Source organism: Burkholderia sp. FL-7-2-10-S1-D7 (assembly GCF_001524185.1).
Classification (GTDB): Bacteria; Pseudomonadota; Gammaproteobacteria; order Burkholderiales; family Burkholderiaceae; genus Burkholderia; species Burkholderia diffusa.
This window is the reverse complement of the sequence record NZ_LOWY01000022.1, coordinates 112716-128578: the sequence shown is the minus strand read 5'-3', so window position 1 is coordinate 128578 and position 15863 is coordinate 112716. Positions and strand designations below refer to the sequence as shown.

At 59.6% G+C, this 15863-nt stretch carries 15 protein-coding genes and 1 pseudogene; 11 read left to right on the top strand and 5 right to left on the bottom strand.

Annotation, left to right across the window (positions count from 1 at the left end):
• Positions 1–114: 114 nt before the first annotated feature.
• The 11 genes and pseudogenes from WS75_RS11055 to WS75_RS31890 form a co-directional block, all read left to right on the top strand.
• The gene (locus WS75_RS11055; protein ID WP_156429758.1) at positions 115–360 is read left to right on the top strand and encodes a hypothetical protein; all 246 of its coding nucleotides are present in this window, start codon (positions 115–117) and stop codon (positions 358–360) included.
• A 633-nt stretch (positions 361–993) separates the two neighbouring features.
• The gene (locus WS75_RS11045) at positions 994–1245 is read left to right on the top strand and encodes an HNH endonuclease signature motif containing protein (protein WP_059680629.1); all 252 of its coding nucleotides are present in this window, start codon (positions 994–996) and stop codon (positions 1243–1245) included.
• 102 nt (positions 1246–1347) lie between these two features.
• Complete coding sequence (locus tag WS75_RS11040; RefSeq protein ID WP_059680510.1) at positions 1348–1788, top strand: hypothetical protein; 441 nt, start codon at positions 1348–1350, stop codon at positions 1786–1788.
• Entirely contained in the window at positions 1770–3290 is a 1521-nt protein-coding gene (locus WS75_RS11035) for a terminase large subunit (RefSeq protein WP_059680509.1), read from the top strand. The genes WS75_RS11040 and WS75_RS11035 overlap by 19 nt, the downstream gene beginning before the upstream one ends.
• A gap of 56 nt (positions 3291–3346) precedes the next feature.
• Positions 3347–5236 (top strand): phage major capsid protein, encoded by a 1890-nt coding sequence (locus WS75_RS11030; protein WP_059680508.1) that lies wholly within the window; start codon positions 3347–3349, stop codon positions 5234–5236.
• A gap of 12 nt (positions 5237–5248) precedes the next feature.
• Positions 5249–5428, top strand: coding sequence for a hypothetical protein (locus WS75_RS11025; RefSeq protein WP_059680507.1), 180 nt, complete (start codon positions 5249–5251; stop codon positions 5426–5428).
• A 74-nt stretch (positions 5429–5502) separates the two neighbouring features.
• On the top strand, positions 5503–6717 hold the full coding sequence (locus WS75_RS11020) for a phage portal protein (protein ID WP_179948897.1): 1215 nt from the start codon (positions 5503–5505) through the stop codon (positions 6715–6717).
• Positions 6707–7024 (top strand): head-tail connector protein, encoded by a 318-nt coding sequence (locus WS75_RS11015; RefSeq protein ID WP_059680505.1) that lies wholly within the window; start codon positions 6707–6709, stop codon positions 7022–7024. The genes WS75_RS11020 and WS75_RS11015 overlap by 11 nt, the downstream gene beginning before the upstream one ends.
• 694 nt (positions 7025–7718) lie before the next feature.
• The gene (locus WS75_RS11005; protein WP_059680503.1) at positions 7719–8237 is read left to right on the top strand and encodes a hypothetical protein; all 519 of its coding nucleotides are present in this window, start codon (positions 7719–7721) and stop codon (positions 8235–8237) included.
• A 3-nt stretch (positions 8238–8240) separates the two neighbouring features.
• Positions 8241–9158 (top strand): Kiwa anti-phage protein KwaB-like domain-containing protein, encoded by a 918-nt coding sequence (locus WS75_RS11000; protein ID WP_082729562.1) that lies wholly within the window; start codon positions 8241–8243, stop codon positions 9156–9158.
• A gap of 177 nt (positions 9159–9335) precedes the next feature.
• Positions 9336–9620: pseudogene (locus tag WS75_RS31890) on the top strand (Arm DNA-binding domain-containing protein); the annotation flags it as partial.
• Position 9621: 1 nt separating this feature from the next.
• Here the strand turns inward: WS75_RS31890 and WS75_RS10995 are convergent.
• The 5 genes from WS75_RS10995 to kdpF all read right to left on the bottom strand — a co-directional run bounded on the left by WS75_RS10995 (position 9622) and on the right by kdpF (position 15242).
• Positions 9622–10320, bottom strand: a complete 699-nt coding sequence (locus tag WS75_RS10995) for a response regulator (RefSeq protein WP_059680501.1) — start codon at positions 10318–10320, stop codon at positions 9622–9624.
• A 275-nt stretch (positions 10321–10595) separates the two neighbouring features.
• Positions 10596–11177, bottom strand: coding sequence for a potassium-transporting ATPase subunit KdpC (gene kdpC / locus WS75_RS10990; protein WP_059680500.1), 582 nt, complete (start codon positions 11175–11177; stop codon positions 10596–10598).
• Positions 11178–11192: 15 nt separating this feature from the next.
• On the bottom strand, positions 11193–13250 hold the full coding sequence (gene kdpB, locus WS75_RS10985) for a potassium-transporting ATPase subunit KdpB (RefSeq protein WP_059680499.1): 2058 nt from the start codon (positions 13248–13250) through the stop codon (positions 11193–11195).
• A 94-nt stretch (positions 13251–13344) separates the two neighbouring features.
• The gene (kdpA, locus tag WS75_RS10980) at positions 13345–15153 is read right to left on the bottom strand and encodes a potassium-transporting ATPase subunit KdpA (protein ID WP_059680498.1); all 1809 of its coding nucleotides are present in this window, start codon (positions 15151–15153) and stop codon (positions 13345–13347) included.
• Positions 15150–15242: a K(+)-transporting ATPase subunit F gene (gene kdpF / locus WS75_RS10975; RefSeq protein ID WP_082729569.1), complete on the bottom strand. Its 93-nt coding sequence runs from the start codon at positions 15240–15242 to the stop codon at positions 15150–15152. Before kdpF ends, kdpA begins: the two co-directional genes overlap by 4 nt.
• Positions 15243–15863: the final 621 nt, after the last annotated feature.

Genomic DNA, 15863 nt, shown 5'->3' with positions numbered 1-15863 from the left:
ATTTTATAAGGGGTTTCGGGCGTTTTTTATGATTTTTCCGCCTTGCGCACCCCTGTACAGAAAATGTACTGTTTTATAGTATTGCCATACCTATGAGCTTTTCTGGAGCGCGCGATGGATGCTACGCGAATCATGTATCCCTGCATCTCATGCGGGCTGCAGTTCCAGTTCGGTCCACATCGCTACGATGGCAAGGTCGCGAAGCTCTACGGCAATGCTCCGGTCTGCAACATCTGCTGGAGCGCGAATTCCGACGGATGGGGGCCGTCCGTACAAGACAAGCTACTCGCCTTGCTCAAGGAACAGGGGCTTCCGGTACCCGATCGCAACGAGGATGGCTGGCTTCCGCGCGGCGATTGATCGCGCCTCTGAGTTATCCACAAGGTCAGTAATCCGACCCGCGAAAAGGGTGCAAAAACCGCACCCTTTCAAGCGAAATCGGGGGTGTTTAGATCGACGGAAATTTGGCTCGATCTTCATAAAGCCCTTTGTTTACATAGCTCCGAGCCGTATTGAGTATTCGGCCTGCCTCGCCAAAGGGTGCAATCCAGCGCACGGGAAAGGGTGCAATATTCGACACCCTCCGAATCTCCCCCTCTCCCCCGGTAAGGCTCACTTACCCCCCGGTAAATGCCGCCACGGTTCGCTGAAACGTTACGGTAACGTTTCCCCTCCTCTCCGCCTCGCCTGTTGTAAACGTCCGCGATGTGACTGATAATTGCTTGAAATCGGTAATTTGAGCAATTAAATGCTATTCAGAGACATGCCTCTGGCTGCTGCTGCGCAGAAGTCCGAGCACTGCCCTATCGAGCAGACTGATGCGACTGTCGCGCACGCGCTGGCCGCGCGCGGCGAGTTGGAGCAAATCCTGTACTGCTGGGTCAGCGCGGGCACGATGCGCACGCAGCCGTCACGACGATTCCTGCCGCTGTCTCCGCCGAGGTCGACGCGATGAGCGCACGTGTCCAATTGCGCACGCGTGGCAGCAAGTGGATGAAGATCCGCGCCCGCATCCTCCAGCGCGACCCGATCTGCGTGCTATGTGCTGATCAGGACGTTGTGCGCGAGTCGGCTGTCGTCGACCACATCAAGCCGCTCGAGCATGGCGGCACCGACGCGGACGACAACCTCCGCGGGCTGTGTGCCGATCATCATGACCAGGTGACGCGACAGCAGTTCGGCCATCGGGAGCGGCGCAAGGCGTTCGGGCCTGACGGCCTACCGCTCGATGGCAGTTGGTCGTGACTTGCGACAGCAGCCGGGGGGGCGGTCGATTTTCCGCGCTACAAAGCCCCGGAAACCGACCGCCCCCTTCGCTTTCATAAACGTGGACAAAAAAGGTAAAAAATGGCTCAACGCGGACGGAAATCCGCAGCATCGATCGTAACGGCGACAGCCGCGCCGGTTGCGCCCGAACAGCGCCTTGCGGCGCCACTCCACCTGAGTGACGGCGAGCGCACGGTCTGGACGGAGGTCGTCAACGATCAACCGGCAAGCGCGTTCACCGCGACCCATGCGCCGCTGCTCGAAATGTACTGTCGTCACGTCACGAACGCTCGCGTACTGGCAGAAGAGGTTTTGAATTTCGAACGCGCATGGCTCGCGGACGACGACGGCCTGAAACGCTATGACCGACTGCTCGCCATGTCTGAGCGCGAGAGTCGCGCGGCCTCGTCGCTCGCTACGCGACTGCGCATCACGCGTCAGGCCGTCGAACATCCGACGACGGTAGGTCGTTCACTGGCGAACCAGAAGAAGGCAAGGAAACCATGGGAACTCCCCGCGTAAAGCGCGTCTCCCGCGGCGAGCGCAACATCCGATGGATCGAGGAACACTGCCGCATCCCTGAAGGCCGGCTCGTCGGCCAACCCGTCAAGCTCACGAAAGAGCAACGCGGCTGGATCAAACAAATCTACGACACGCCGACGCGCACATTCATCCTCTCGATGGCGCGCAAGAACGCCAAAACGGCCCTCTCCGCGTTCCTCGTTTTGCTTCACCTCGTTGGCCCGGAAGCGCGGCCGAACAACCAGCTATACAGCGCAGCGCAGTCGCGAGACCAGGCGGCCGTGCTGTTCGAACTGGCGGCGAAGGTCGTGCGCATGTCGGAGGATCTATCGCAGTACGTCACCATCCGCGACACGGCAAAGGAACTGCTATGTCATGACCTTGGCACGATCTACAAGGCACTGTCGGCCGACGCTGCGACGAAATTCGGCCTGAGTCCCGCGCTCACGATCCACGACGAACTTGGCCAGGTCAAAGGCCCGCGCTCCCAACTGTACGAGGCACTGGAAACGGCAAGCGCAGCGCAGGAAAGCCCGCTATCGATCGTCATCAGCACGCAGGCCCCCACCGATGGCGACCTGCTCAGCCTGCTCATCGACGACGCGCTCAGCGGCGCCGATCCGCGTCTGAAGGTGGCGCTCTATACGGCGCCGCTGGACATGGACCCGTTCAGCGATGAGGCGATTCGGCTGGCGAACCCGCATTTCGACGTGTTCATGAACCGCGAAGAGGTGCGTCGCATGGCGTCGGACGCGAAGCGCCTGCCGAGTCGCGAGTCGGCCTATCGCAACTTGGTCTTGAATCAGCGCGTCGAGGCACGCAATCCGTTCGTTGCGCGCGCGATCTGGATGGAGAACGGAGGCGAACCGGCCGAGCTGGACGGCGCGGACGTTTATGGCGGCCTCGATCTATCGAGCGTGAGTGACCTGACAGCGCTAGTGTTGCTGTCGGAGGCCGGCGACGTTCATCCGACATTCTGGCTCCCGGAGGACGGTCTCGAGGCGAAGGCGCGCGCCGATCGCGTTCCCTATGACGTGTGGGCGCGTGACGGCTTACTCCAGACGACGCCTGGCAGCGCCATCGAATACGAATTTGTCGCCGAGCATCTTCGCGTCGTGTTCGATCGCTGTAACGTGCGCGCGCTCGCGTTCGACCGGTACAACATGCGATTCCTGAAACCGTGGCTTGAACGTGTCGGCTTCACGGATGAAGAGTTGAGCCGGTTCGTCGAATTTGGCCAAGGCTTCGTTTCCATGTCGCCAGCTATCCGCGAGCTAGAAGCGCGGCTGCTCGCGCGCAAGCTCCGACACGGCGGACACCCCGTCTTGCAAATGTGTGCCGTGAACACGGTCGCTGTTTCCGATCCGGCGGGCAACCGCAAATTCACGAAACAGAAGTCGACGGGCCGCATCGATGGCATGGTGGCTTTGGCGATGGCGGTCGGCGCCACGCAACAAAATGCGACGGAAATCGAAATCGAGCCTCAAATGTTCTTTATCTAGCCTTGACATTGGCACTTTATGCGTGATAATGGCAGTATTCACGCAATCAAACGCCAATGAATCGACAAATTTCGAAATTTATCACCAAGCAAACCGCGAAGGCTTCGAATAAAGCGTTCTCGCGGTTCGAGGTGAAGAACCTCGACCACGCTTCGCGGGTGCTCAAGGGCATCGCCTCGACGCCGACGCCGGATCGCGCAGGCGATACCGTCGTTCCAGAAGGCATCCAGTTCAAAACGCCCTTCCCGCTGCTGTGGCAGCACGACCCGAGCAAACCGATCGGCACCGTCAACAAAATGACGATCACCGCGGCCGGTGCAGAAGTTGAAGCGACGATCGCCCCGCCCGGCACTGCCGCGTACATCGACGAGGCATACAACCTCATCAAGGCTGGCTTGGTTCCAGGCCTGTCCATCGGATTCCGCCCCATCGACGCCGATTACGACAAGGCGACAGGCGGCTTCCTCATCAAATCCTGCGAGCTGTTCGAACTCAGCGCCGTGACGATCCCGGCAAACGCTGATGCGGCAGTTCAATCGATCAAGGCGCATGACAAGTCCCGCGTGGGAGCGCCCGTCGTGCGTTTGAGTGCTCCCACCATCAAGGAATCTGACATGACCATTGCTGAACAGCTCAAGGCCGTTGCGAAGAAGCGCGCCGATCACCTCGCACGACAAAAGGCACTGATGGACGGCGCAGCGGCCGACGGCGCTCGCACGCTCAACGACAGCGAGGCAAAGGACTACGACCAAATCGGCCTCGAACTGAAGTCGCTCGACGCTCACGAAGTGCGCCTGAAGGAACAGCAAGCGATCGAGGCGAAGTCGGCTGTCCCGGTCGCTGGCGGCCCGACCACTCACTCTCCCATCATCGTGAAGCCGAACGTCGCCAAGGGTACGGCGTTCACGCGCTACGCGATCGCACTCGCACGCTCGAAGGGCAATCTCATGCAAGCAGCCGAGATCGCGAAGCAATGGAAGGATTCGACGCCCGAAGTCGAAATCGTACTCAAGGCGGCAGTCGCCGCAGGCACGACGACTGATCCGGCGTGGGCCGGGCCGCTCGTCCAGTACCAGGACATGGCCGCCGAATTCATCGAACTGCTGCGCCCGGCTACGATCGTCGGCCGCATCGAAGGTTTGCGTCGTGTGCCATTCAATGTCCGCATCCCCGGCCAAGCGACGGGCTCGTCGGTCGGCTGGGTCGGCGAAGGGAAGCCGGCGCCGGTGTCTGCTCTGGCGTTCAACACGACGACGCTTGGCTTCTCGAAGGTTGCAGGCATCGTCGCGATCACGGAAGAACTCGCGCGCTTCTCGACGCCGAGCGCAGAAGGCGTCATCCAGCAGGATCTCATTTCGACGATCAGCCAATTCCTCGACGGGCAGTTCATCGACCCGGATGTTGAAGCCGGCGCGAATGGCCTGTCGCCTGCGTCGATCACGAACGGCGTCAAAGCGATTCCGGCATCCGGCAATGATGCGGAAGCCGTGCGCGCAGACGTAAAGAAGGTGTTTCAGGCGTTCATCAACGCCAATCTGTCGGTTGCCGGAGCGGTCTGGATCATGTCGGAAACGACGGCCCTCTCGCTCTCCCTGATGCTGAACGTGATGGGACAGCCGGAATTCCCGGGCCTGACGATGGCGGGCGGCACGTTCTTCGGTCTGCCGGCGATCCTCTCGCAGACGGTCGGCAACAACATCGTGCTCGCGAAGGCAAGTGAAATCCTGTTCGCTGACGACGGCGGTGTGACGCTCGACGTTAGCCGCGAAGCATCGCTGCAGATGGACAGCGCACCCGTCGCAGGCGCTACGGAGCTTGTGTCGCTTTGGCAAAGCGGCTTCATTGCCATGAAGGCCGAGCGCTTCATCAACTGGAAGCGTCGCCGCGTCGAAGGCGTCCAGTACATTTCCGGCGCGGCCTACGGCGACGCGGCGCAAGCGGGCTAAGCGGGGAACGCCATGCAAACCTATGAAGTAGTCGTGGCGTTCCCGTATGCGGGGCGCACACGACACGTCGGCGAGCGGATCGAGGTTGGCGACCCGAAGCACGTTGAGTTGCTGATCCTGCTCGGGAAGATCCGCGAGCCGGCGGCGAAACGTTCAACGTACAAGCGCCGCGACATGCGGCCGGGGGGCTGATGCGGCTTTTCTCGTGGGTGCGGAAAGCCGCCCCGCCCGTTCCAGTCGGTGGCGGCAGTTCGACAGCCGGTGTCGTGCGCGAGCCGTTCGCGGGCGCGTGGCAGGCCGGTATGGGTGTTGATAGCCGTCACGAACTGCTCGCGTTCTCGGCCGTGTACGCGTGCGTGGATCGCATCGCCTCGGACATTTCGAAACTCGGCATCCGGTACGTGAAGCAGATCGGCAATATCTGGCAGGACGCCAGTGCGCCCCGCTTCACGGGGCCGCTACGTCGGCCGAATCCGTACCAAAATCGAATTCAGTTCGTGAAGGCGTGGCAGGTATCGAAGCTGCTCGCCGGCAACACGTATGTCCTGCTCGTTCGCGACATGCTGCGCAACGTGATTGCGATGTACGTGCTCGACCCGACGCGCGTTGTTCCGCTCGTCGCGCCCAGCGGTGCGGTGTTCTATCAGGTCGCCGCCGATCCGCTACGCGGCCTGCCCGAGCAAGTCACGATTCCGGCGTCAGAGATCATCCACGATCGCGGTATCTGCCCGTGGCATCCGCTCATTGGTGTATCGCCGATCGTCGCGGCAGCCGCGGCCGGCACGATGGGAAACCGTATCCAGCAGAACAGCCGGAAGTTCTTCGGCAACATGTCGCGGCCTGGCGGCATCCTGTCCGCGCCCGGCAAGATCAGCGACGAGACCGCAAACCGACTGAAGACCCATTGGGAAACGAACTACGGCGGCGAGAACGCCGGCCGTTTGGCCGTAGTGGGCGAAGGGCTTAAGTACGAAACCGTCATGATGACTGCGACGGATGCGCAGCTCGTCGAACAACTGCGTTGGGCCGTTGAGGACGTCGCACGCTGCTACCACGTCCCGCTCTACAAGATCGGCGCAGATCCGACCGGTTCGAAAACGGCAGCCAACATCGGCGCGCTTGAACAGTCGTACTACACCGATTGCCTGCAAGCCCCCATCGAAGAACTCGAACTCTGTCTCGACGACGGTTTCGAGGTGCCGGACGGGCAAGGCTTCGACGTGGACGTGCGCGGGCTGCTGCGGATGGATCCGGCCGCGCGATATGACGCCCACTCGAAAGCGGTAGGCGGTGGCTGGATGGCCCCAAATGAGGCGCGCGCTGCCGAGAACATGGCGCCGGTTCCTGGCGGCGATACGCCCTACCTCCAGCAGCAGAATTACTCACTGCGTGCGCTCGCCGAGCGCGACAAAGATCCCGCGCCGAGCAGCACCGCGACGGCCAGCACACCTGAATCAAAGGAGCCGACGAATGGCAATTAAACAACTCGTCTCATTCAATCGCGCACTCTCGCATCTGCGCGTTGAAGCGGGCGACGACGACGACGCGATCAAGGATCTAATCGATGCTGCCAGCGACATCGTCGTGGACTATCTGAAGCTCAAGGAAATACCCGACACCTGGGCGCTCGACGATGGCGACACGCCGAGCACTGTGCCCGGCCCGGTGCGCTCTGCGGTGCTGCTCGTACTCGGCACCCTATACGATGACCGCGAAGGCACGACCGACCCGCTCACGCCAGCGGTCGAATCGCTTCTGATGCGCATGCGCGATCCGGCAGTAGCCTGATTCCAAGGCCTACTCACTCGGATACGTTACATCGATGGTTAAGGCGCAACCAGTTCGCCCCCCCGCGTCTTATCGGATTTTCATACCTGCGTTGAGCGAATCGTACTAAGAATCGCGCGCCAGGTGAACGTCGCCGAATAGATTCGAGAGGCGATGTTCAGACGCCGCTGGGCTGTTAGAGGAGACCGGCGCACTAACAAGGATCAGGAATATGCACCCCAGTCTCTCTCAACGAACCACTGCGGGGGCCATGTTACGAATTCCGACGGATCGAAAAGCTCATCCAAGACGTCAATTCGCACGATCTGATCAGGCAGGAGGCTCAAAGTGTGCTGCGACGAGTCGCTGTCATAGTCCCAAAAGTGAAACCTGTTCGCCCTGTTCGCGGCTTTCCGACTGGGGCCGTAGTCCATCGGGGCACAGCGGCGCACAAGCTGATGCCCATCCTCTTTACTGAAAAAGGTCAGGCGAATGCGGTTGCAAGAGCGGATTGCAGCTACAAATTCATCCAGCATAATTTTCCTCCACCGCCGTAGCGTTTACGGAATAATTACCGAATTCTCATCATACGTGAAGCTGCGGTAACCCTATCCACCACGGGTAACGCAATGCACGTGAAATTCGGGGACGGATTGCGCAAACCGCGCCGACGAAGTACTGTGTTTTTATACAGTATCGCGACGGTAGACCAGCCATGTTCGGAAAAATAGTCAAGACGTACTTCATCGCGACCGCGCTCGCTCCTGTCTGCTTCTCTCTGAGCTACGTCGTAACCTTGAAGCAAGGCTTCCTGCCGTGGGGTCTCGTTGCGCTCGCTACCGCGATCTTGCTCGGTGGCTCCTGCGTCGGTATCGTGAACTTAGCGAAGACGCGTCTAGAGACCCTCCCCATTACGATTAAGAAGGCAAAGTCTGCTGACAAAGACGTCATCGGCTTCTTTGTGGCTTACGTGCTCCCGCTATTTTTTGCGAAGTCATTAAATTTGGAGCCGACCGCGATTTTCATTTTTATCGCCTTACTCGCCTTCGTAATCTGGGGAACACACTCAATTCAAGTAAACCCACTCCTCGGAATATTTGGCTACCACTTCTATGAAGTAGATTCAGAAAGCGGAATCTCTTTTCTCCTCATCACAAAGAGAAAAATCGTCAACGTCAAAAGCATAACTGACGTCGCACAGCTAACAGAATATCTAATATTAGACAGGAGCTAAGCCATGCCCGATACCCAGTTAAACCTATTCGTTCTGACCGACATCAACGAAAATCGAGTAATGCGCGTTTCCGTCACACAGGAACTGCAGAAATCCATCACGGAATTACTCCTGGAACAAGAGGAAAGATTCTTTTCCGGAATCGAAGAAGGCGACTATTATAAGTTTGATGGCAAATATCGCCCTGAAGAACGGGAACTGCTATACATCGACGAATTCGACGACATCGACAAACTAGGCGCTGCCATAGCGGACCCACTGGGTTACCCTGAACTCAGCATCGAAAACGGCGGGCTTGAGCATGTACGCGCTGTATTCTCAGGGTACACAAAAGATGGGAAAACACGGGTGCTTGCGCAAGCATTTGACCGCCGAAGAATTATCAGCCCCAAAGGTTTTTCGATCATCCACAGTAAAGACAAATTCGTAAAATTCGATGGAACCGGACTGACGCTCGATAATAAATTGACTGCCGTTCTTGACGGACAGAAATTACTTTTTTCGAGCTTTCACTTCGTCAGAACGATTTTTGATGTGTCCGGGTATTTCAAAGAAGCCACGGATGCTGATGTCAAGGATTTCTGCCGCATTGCAGAAAAACCCGCAGAAGCCCAGAAGGCATTTTTGGATACGTGTGACGGTTGGATTCGGCGGAAGATTGGGTTAATCCGACAATCTGGAATCTTAGAAAAAACGCCCGCCGATCAAATTTCCAAAGTTGCGACCAGCTTTGATATTGAGATAAAAACGCAAGAGATTGACGGAAAAATAGTTATTGAATTCCCAGAAACACGTGCCGAGTTGAAGCGACTACTTAGGTTCTTGGACGAAGACTATTACCAGTCTCCATTGAGCGACGCTCGTTACATCTCAAACTCAAAGACTGTGGCAAGGCCCGCGAAGGGCGCCGCGAAGGCATAGATCAAATTAGGACGGGTTGTTTGGTAGCCTGGATCGAAATTCGCCTCCAACAACCTGACCCGTATTGCTCTCCGGCGTGCAATACCACCCGCTCATGACTTCGGACACTAGGGGGTTGTTTTAGGGGTTTTTTTACAAAGATCAGCCACAACCCCCTTATGTGTCATACAGACATGAATTCTGTCGGGGGACCAGTCATGCCCCAAACCATTCCCAAGATTCACAAGAAGTCCCCCGCTCAAGCCCGTCTGGCGGCCTTCCAGCTCCCATCGTTACCCCCTTGGCAAGCAGAACACGCTCGCCCTCGGCGTCTATCCGGCCGTCACGCTCGCGACGGCACGGAAGAAGCGCGACGAGGCCCGCGAGCAGATCGCGGCCGGCATTGATCCGGGCGAGGCGAAGAAGGACGCTAAACGGGCCGCCGAAATCGCGGCGACCAACTCGTTGGAAGCGGTAGCGCGGCCTAACGCGTTCCGGCGAGACGATATCCCGTACCGGCCTCCGTTATGATGTGCTCGGGATGAGTTGGGTCACTTTCCAGCTTTTGCCGCAAATGCCCGACATAAACTCGCAAATAGTGCTGATCCCTGGTATGCGCCGGCCCCCACACCGCCCGAAGCAATTCGTCATGCGTCATCAGTTGACCTGCATGCCGAGCAAGTTCAGCGAGTAGACGATATTCAATTCGGCTCAAATGAACCGGCCAGCCGTCGCGTGTCACTTTTCTCTCGCCAAGGTCCACCGCGATGGTGCCGAAACAAATCGTCGCAGCCCCGGTAGCCCCGTCGCGCGCCTGCCTTCGCAATTGGGCATGGATACGTGCCATTAACTCCGGCAGTCCAAACGGCTTCGTGAGATAGTCGTCAGCGCCGGCATTCAACGCAGCGACTTTGTCCACCTCCCGGGCCATGGACGACAGAACAATCAGTGGCGAGGTGGACCAGCGACGAAACTCCCGAATCAAATCTACGCCATTAATGTCCGGCAAGCGGACGTCGACGATCAGCAAATCGGGGCGCCGGGTCGCGGCCTCCGACAATCCTTGCACACCAGTAGCGGCCTCGAAAACAGTCATACCCTCGCCCGTGAGTGATGCGCGCACAAAATGGCGGATGCACGCATCGTGGTCGATAAGCACAACAGTGGTATTGGGGCTGCGCATCTTTACCGAATCGATCGTTTCATGCAGGCGGACGACGACGCGCGTCCGCAGTGCCCGCCGTTATGCCGTCGTACCGGCCCGGTCGGGCGCGGCAACATGATTGGATGTCTTCCGCTGCGGCAGCCGGGGCAAGCGGCCCCATAGACCATACGTAAGCGACGGCGCTGCTCACGTCGCGCCATGGGCATGAGGCAGAATGGCTGGCTGTGGATGGCTGACCGACTGTCGCTCCCACGAGTCGCATTCACGTGTGCTCCGCGGCGATTGCTGGGGCATCAATGCATCGGCTTCATCTCGTCGAGTGCGAGGTTCAGCTTGAGTACGTTGACGCGCGCTTCGCCCAGGACACCGAGCTGGCGCCCGGACGTGTTTGCGGCGATCAGTTGGTTCACCTGCTCGACGGCCAGACCGCGCGCTTTGGCGACCCGCTCTGCTTGGTAAGCAGCAGCAGCCGGGGTGATCTCCGGATCAAGGCCACTGCCGGACGACGTCACAAGGTCGACTGGTACGGGCTTCGACAGGTCAGTGCCGGCGGCTTTCAGCGCGTCGATGCGGCCTTTCACCTCATCCGCAAGGGCAGGATTCGTCGGGCCGAGATTCGACCCGCCGGACCCCTGCGCGTTGTAGGGATTCGGAGACGTGGCCGATAGCCGTCCCCAGAAATAATGCGGCGCATCGAATTGCTGGCCGATCACTGCCGAACCGATGGCCTTGCTGTCCTTCATCAGCAGACTCCCATTGGCCTGCCACGGAAATACGGCGTGACCGATCGCGGTCACGATCAGCGGATAGATCCCGCCTGTGATCACGGTCAGGGAGATAAACAACGCAAGCACGGGACGAAGCATTGTTTTCACGATGAACCTCTACAGTCATGCCCAGCCAAATGCACTCAGGGTCATGTCGATCAGCTTGATGAACGGAAACGGCAGCAGGATGCCGCCCAACCCATAGACCAACAAGTTGCGGCGCAGCAGCGCCGCCGCGCCGAGCGGACGATACTTCACTCCCTTGAGCGCGAGCGGAATCAGCGCAACGATGATCAGCGCGTTGAAAATGACGGCCGACAGAATCGCCGAAGACGGCGACGTCAGGTGCATCACGTCGAGCACGCGTAACTGCGGATATGTCGTCGCGAAGGCCGCCGGAATGATCGCGAAATACTTCGCGACGTCGTTGGCGATCGAAAAGGTCGTCAGCGAACCTCGCGTCATCAACATCTGCTTGCCGATCTCGACCACTTCGATCAGCTTGGTCGGATTCGAATCGAGGTCGACCATGTTGCCCGCTTCCTTCGCGGCCTGTGTGCCCGTGTTCATCGCCACCGCGACATCGGCTTGTGCGAGTGCGGGTGCGTCGTTCGTGCCGTCGCCGGTCATCGCGACCAGTCGCCCCTCGGCCTGATGCGTGCGAATCGTCGTCAGTTTCGTCTCGGGCGTCGCCTCGGCAAGAAAGTCGTCAACGCCGGCCTCCGCAGCAATCGTCGCCGCAGTCAGGCGATTGTCGCCAGTCACCATGATGGTCTTGATGCCCATCTTGCGAAGCTCGGCGAAGCGTTCCTTGATGTTGCCTTTCACAATGTCCTTCAGCTCAATAGCCCCGAGCACGCGCGCGAGACCATTTTGCAGCTCCGACACAACGAGCGGAGTGCTGCCGCGTCTCGCAATGTCATTGACGATCTGGTCCATATCTGCGGGAAAGCGACCACCGCGCACCTCGACGTAGTGCCTGATCGCATCGGCCGAGCCCTTGCGAATTTCTCGATCCGGCAGATCGACTCCACTCATGCGGGTTTGCGCACTGAACGCGAGAAAGACTGGATGGAGGACAGCCATGTCGCGTTGGCGAATATTGAATCGTTGTTTCGCCAAGACGACGATGCTGCGACCTTCCGGTGTCTCGTCAGACAGCGATGCCAGTTGCGCCGCGTCGGCAAGAGCGTCCTCAGTCACGTTCATCACGGGGAAGAAGGCGGACGCCTGGCGGTTGCCAAGCGTGATCGTGCCGGTCTTGTCAAGCAGCAGCACATCGACGTCGCCCGCTGCCTCGACAGCCCGGCCGGACGTCGCAATCACGTTTGCCTGCATCATCCTGCTCATCCCCGCGACGCCGATCGCCGACAGCAGGCCACCGATCGTCGTCGGGATCAGGCACACGAGTAGCGCAACGAGCGCCGTGATTGTGACCGCATGCCCGGCCTTCACAGCCGCGACGGAGAAGATCGAGAACGGCAGCAATGTTGCAGTCGCCAGCAACAGCACGATCGTCAGCGCGACGAGCAGGATTGTCAGTGCAATCTCGTTGGGTGTCTTCTGACGCTTCGCGCCCTCGACCATCGCGATCATCCGGTCCAGGAACGCTTCGCCGGGGTTTACCGTGACTCGAACCACGATCCAGTCGGACAGCACGCGCGTGCCGCCTGTCACCGACGAAAAATCGCCGCCTGATTCGCGAATCACCGGCGCGGATTCGCCCGTGATCGCCGACTCGTCAACCGATGCGACACCTTCGATCACCTCGCCGTCAGCCGGGATCGTGTCTCCGGTTTCGACCAGAACGATGTCATCCCGACGAAGATCGCTGGCTGTCATGATGCGAACCGGCGATTTCGGATGTGCATCCTCGAGTTTCTTCGCCATGACATCGTGACGCGCCGCGCGCAGCGAAGCAGCTTGCGCCTTTGAGCGCCCTTCGGCGAGCGCCTCCGCGAAATTCGCAAACAGCACGGTGAACCACAGCCACAGCGCGATCGCGACAATGAAGCCCGCAGGCGCCTCCGCTTCGCCGCGCAACGCGGCAAGCCAGAGGATCGTCGTCAGGATGCTGCCGACGTACACGCAAAACATCACTGGATTACGCAGTTGCGTGCGAGGCGCGAGCTTGCGGAATGAATCAATCAGCGCCGGCCGCATGATGGCTGGATCGAACATCGACCGTGCCGCGATACGGGTATGGCCAAGATTGTCCGGACCATGCATCGGAGGTTCGGTATGGGAAGTCATGCTTGCCTCGCCATCAAGGACATCAGTGACCTGCAATCATCATCAGGTGCTCGACCATCGGCCCGAGCGCCAGTGCAGGCACATAGGTCAACGCGCCAACCAGCACCACGGTCCCGAGGAGCAACACCACGAACAGCGGCCCGTGGGTCGGCAACGTACCGGCCGTGACGGCAAGGCGCTTCTTGTCCGCAAGTGAGCCAGCGATCGCGAGCACTGGCACGATCGTGCCGAGCCGGCCGAACCACATGACGATCGCAAGCGTTACGTTGTAGAAGGGCGTATTGACCGAAAGACCAGCGAAGGCGCTGCCATTGTTGTTCGCGGCGGAACTGTATGCGTACAGGATCTCCGAAAAGCCGTGCGGCCCGGGGTTCGCAATGCCCGCCACGCCTGCCGCCGACAGCACGGCGACCGACGCGCCGACCAGCACGAGCAGAGGCGTCAGCAGAACCGCAATCGACACCATCTTCATCTCGTACGACTCGATCTTCTTGCCAACGTATTCTGGGGTGCGCCCGATCATCAGCCCGGCGACGAACACCGCGAGCAGCGCGAACACGAGCATCCCGTACAGACCGGAGCCGACGCCACCGTAGATCACTTCGCCCAGCTCGATCAGCAACAGCGGCACGAATCCGCCCATCGGCGTCAACGAGTCATGCATGTTGTTGACCGCGCCACAGGAGGCGGAAGTCGTCGCGACGGTGAAGATACCCGACTGCGCGATGCCAAAGCGGGTTTCCTTGCCCTCCATATTGCCGCCGTCCTGGCTGGCAGTCGCACGCTGATCGACGTGCAGCGTCGTGAACACTGGGTTGCCGGCCTGCTCGGCGGAAATCTCGCCCCAACAGGCGACTGCGAACGCAATCGTCATCGCCGCGAGGATCGCATAGCCCTGGCGCGCGTCACCAACCACCCTGCCGAAGACGACGCACAGCGCCGCGGGGATCACAAGCATCGCGATCATCTGCACGAAGTTGGCAAACGGCGTCGGGTTCTCGTACGGATGCGCGGAGTTGGCATTGAAGAAACCACCGCCGTTGGTGCCGAGCATCTTGATCGCTTCCTGCGAGGCCACCGGCCCCATCGCGATTGTCTGCTTGTCGGCCTTCTGCTCGATCATCACCGGATTGCCCTTCGCATCCTTCACCGGATTACCCTGCGCATCCGTTTTTGGCGCCTGATAGGTCGTGACCTGGAGCGTCGGGACGTCGACGTAAGCGAGGTAATTCTGAATCGCGCCCTGGCTCATGAGCACCAGCGCGATGACGGTCGCGATCGGCATCAGGATATACAGCGTGATGCGTGTCAGGTCCACCCAGAAATTGCCGATCGTTTTCGCCGAATGGCGCGCGAAACCCCGGACCAGCGCGATCACGACGGCAATGCCGGTCGCGGCGGAAAAGAAGTTCTGCACGGTCAGGCCCGTCATTTGCGTCAAGTAACTGACGGCCTGCTCAGGCGTGTAATCCTGCCAGTTGGTGTTGGTCGCGAAGCTGACGGCCGTATTGAATGCGGCATCGGGCGACATCGGACCGAATCCCTGCGGATTGCCCGGCAACCATTGCTGCAGGCGCAGCACGCCATAGACGACGAGCACGCCGAGCGCGTTGAAGACGAGCACCGCAAGCGCGTATTGTTTCCATGACATCTCGGTGCCGGGATCGACACCCGCGAGCCTGAACAGCAACGATTCGACGGGGCGGCCGATACGCCGGACGACCATGGACGAGCCGTCGAGCACGCTGGCAATGTAACGGCCGAGCGGCAGTGCCAGCGCAGTCAAAATGACAATATAAAGTGCGGTCTGGAGCAGGTTGTTGAGGTTCATTCGAGATCCTCCGCGCGCAGCAGCGCATAAAGGAGATAGGCGAAAAGAATGAACGTCGATGCTCCGGCGAGCCACATCATCCACGCGATCATGGCCGGCCTCCCTTTACGCGGCGGAGTTTGTCGCAACCGGCAACCATCGTGGCGATCAAGCCGGCAAAAGCGCCGATGCCGATCAGGTAAAGGAGATCCATGAGCGTGCCTCCTGTTGGACTTCCGCTAAATTCAGCGTAGGTGGACCCCAGTAAACTTGGCGGTAAGGGCGCTCGCGAAAGCGTAAAAACGTTGTATACGGCGGATGCCGCGACGTTGCCTCACCGGCAGACACACTTGGCACGTATCGTGACGAGACGCGAGCGTCTTGTAGATGCGAAGCAAGCGTCGCAATGCCTGCCGGCGCATCGGATACCGGGGCGAAGCGTAACGACTGGTTAGCATCAGGTTAGGTGCCAGCTCGTATGAACGATTGACTTGAGTCAACTTCAGTTTGCGGGACGAAAATCGGCGCCGGGATAGCCGGAATGGCCAACCGCCCTTGGCTCAAGATGGCAGCCACGCAACGGCTACACCAGCAGCACACCGGGTAAGCGTCGGCGCGGCGCGATTCTTTGCGCGGAACGTTCCAGACGGCGGAGCAGTTCGCAAAGAGACGGAATGGATACCGCCTGCCCGGTCGTCCATCTCCAAATCTCCAGATATTTTTGCTTCCGA

Excerpts from the sequence above, each read along its gene's own strand:
- WS75_RS11030 (WP_059680508.1), top strand. The coding sequence starts at position 3,347 with ATGAATCGACAAATTTCGAAATTTATCACCAAGCAAACCGCGAAGGCT.
- WS75_RS11045 (WP_059680629.1), top strand. The coding sequence starts at position 994 with ATGAAGATCCGCGCCCGCATCCTCCAGCGCGACCCGATCTGCGTGCTA.
- WS75_RS11015 (WP_059680505.1), top strand. The coding sequence starts at position 6,707 with ATGGCAATTAAACAACTCGTCTCATTCAATCGCGCACTCTCGCATCTG.
- WS75_RS11035 (WP_059680509.1), top strand. The coding sequence starts at position 1,770 with ATGGGAACTCCCCGCGTAAAGCGCGTCTCCCGCGGCGAGCGCAACATC.
- WS75_RS11000 (WP_082729562.1), top strand. The coding sequence starts at position 8,241 with ATGCCCGATACCCAGTTAAACCTATTCGTTCTGACCGACATCAACGAA.
- WS75_RS10995 (WP_059680501.1), bottom strand. The coding sequence starts at position 10,320 with ATGCGCAGCCCCAATACCACTGTTGTGCTTATCGACCACGATGCGTGC.
- kdpA (WP_059680498.1), bottom strand. The coding sequence starts at position 15,153 with ATGAACCTCAACAACCTGCTCCAGACCGCACTTTATATTGTCATTTTG.
- WS75_RS11025 (WP_059680507.1), top strand. The coding sequence starts at position 5,249 with ATGCAAACCTATGAAGTAGTCGTGGCGTTCCCGTATGCGGGGCGCACA.
- WS75_RS11055 (WP_156429758.1), top strand. The coding sequence starts at position 115 with ATGGATGCTACGCGAATCATGTATCCCTGCATCTCATGCGGGCTGCAG.
- WS75_RS11040 (WP_059680510.1), top strand. The coding sequence starts at position 1,348 with ATGGCTCAACGCGGACGGAAATCCGCAGCATCGATCGTAACGGCGACA.
- WS75_RS11005 (WP_059680503.1), top strand. The coding sequence starts at position 7,719 with ATGTTCGGAAAAATAGTCAAGACGTACTTCATCGCGACCGCGCTCGCT.
- kdpB (WP_059680499.1), bottom strand. The coding sequence starts at position 13,250 with ATGTTCGATCCAGCCATCATGCGGCCGGCGCTGATTGATTCATTCCGC.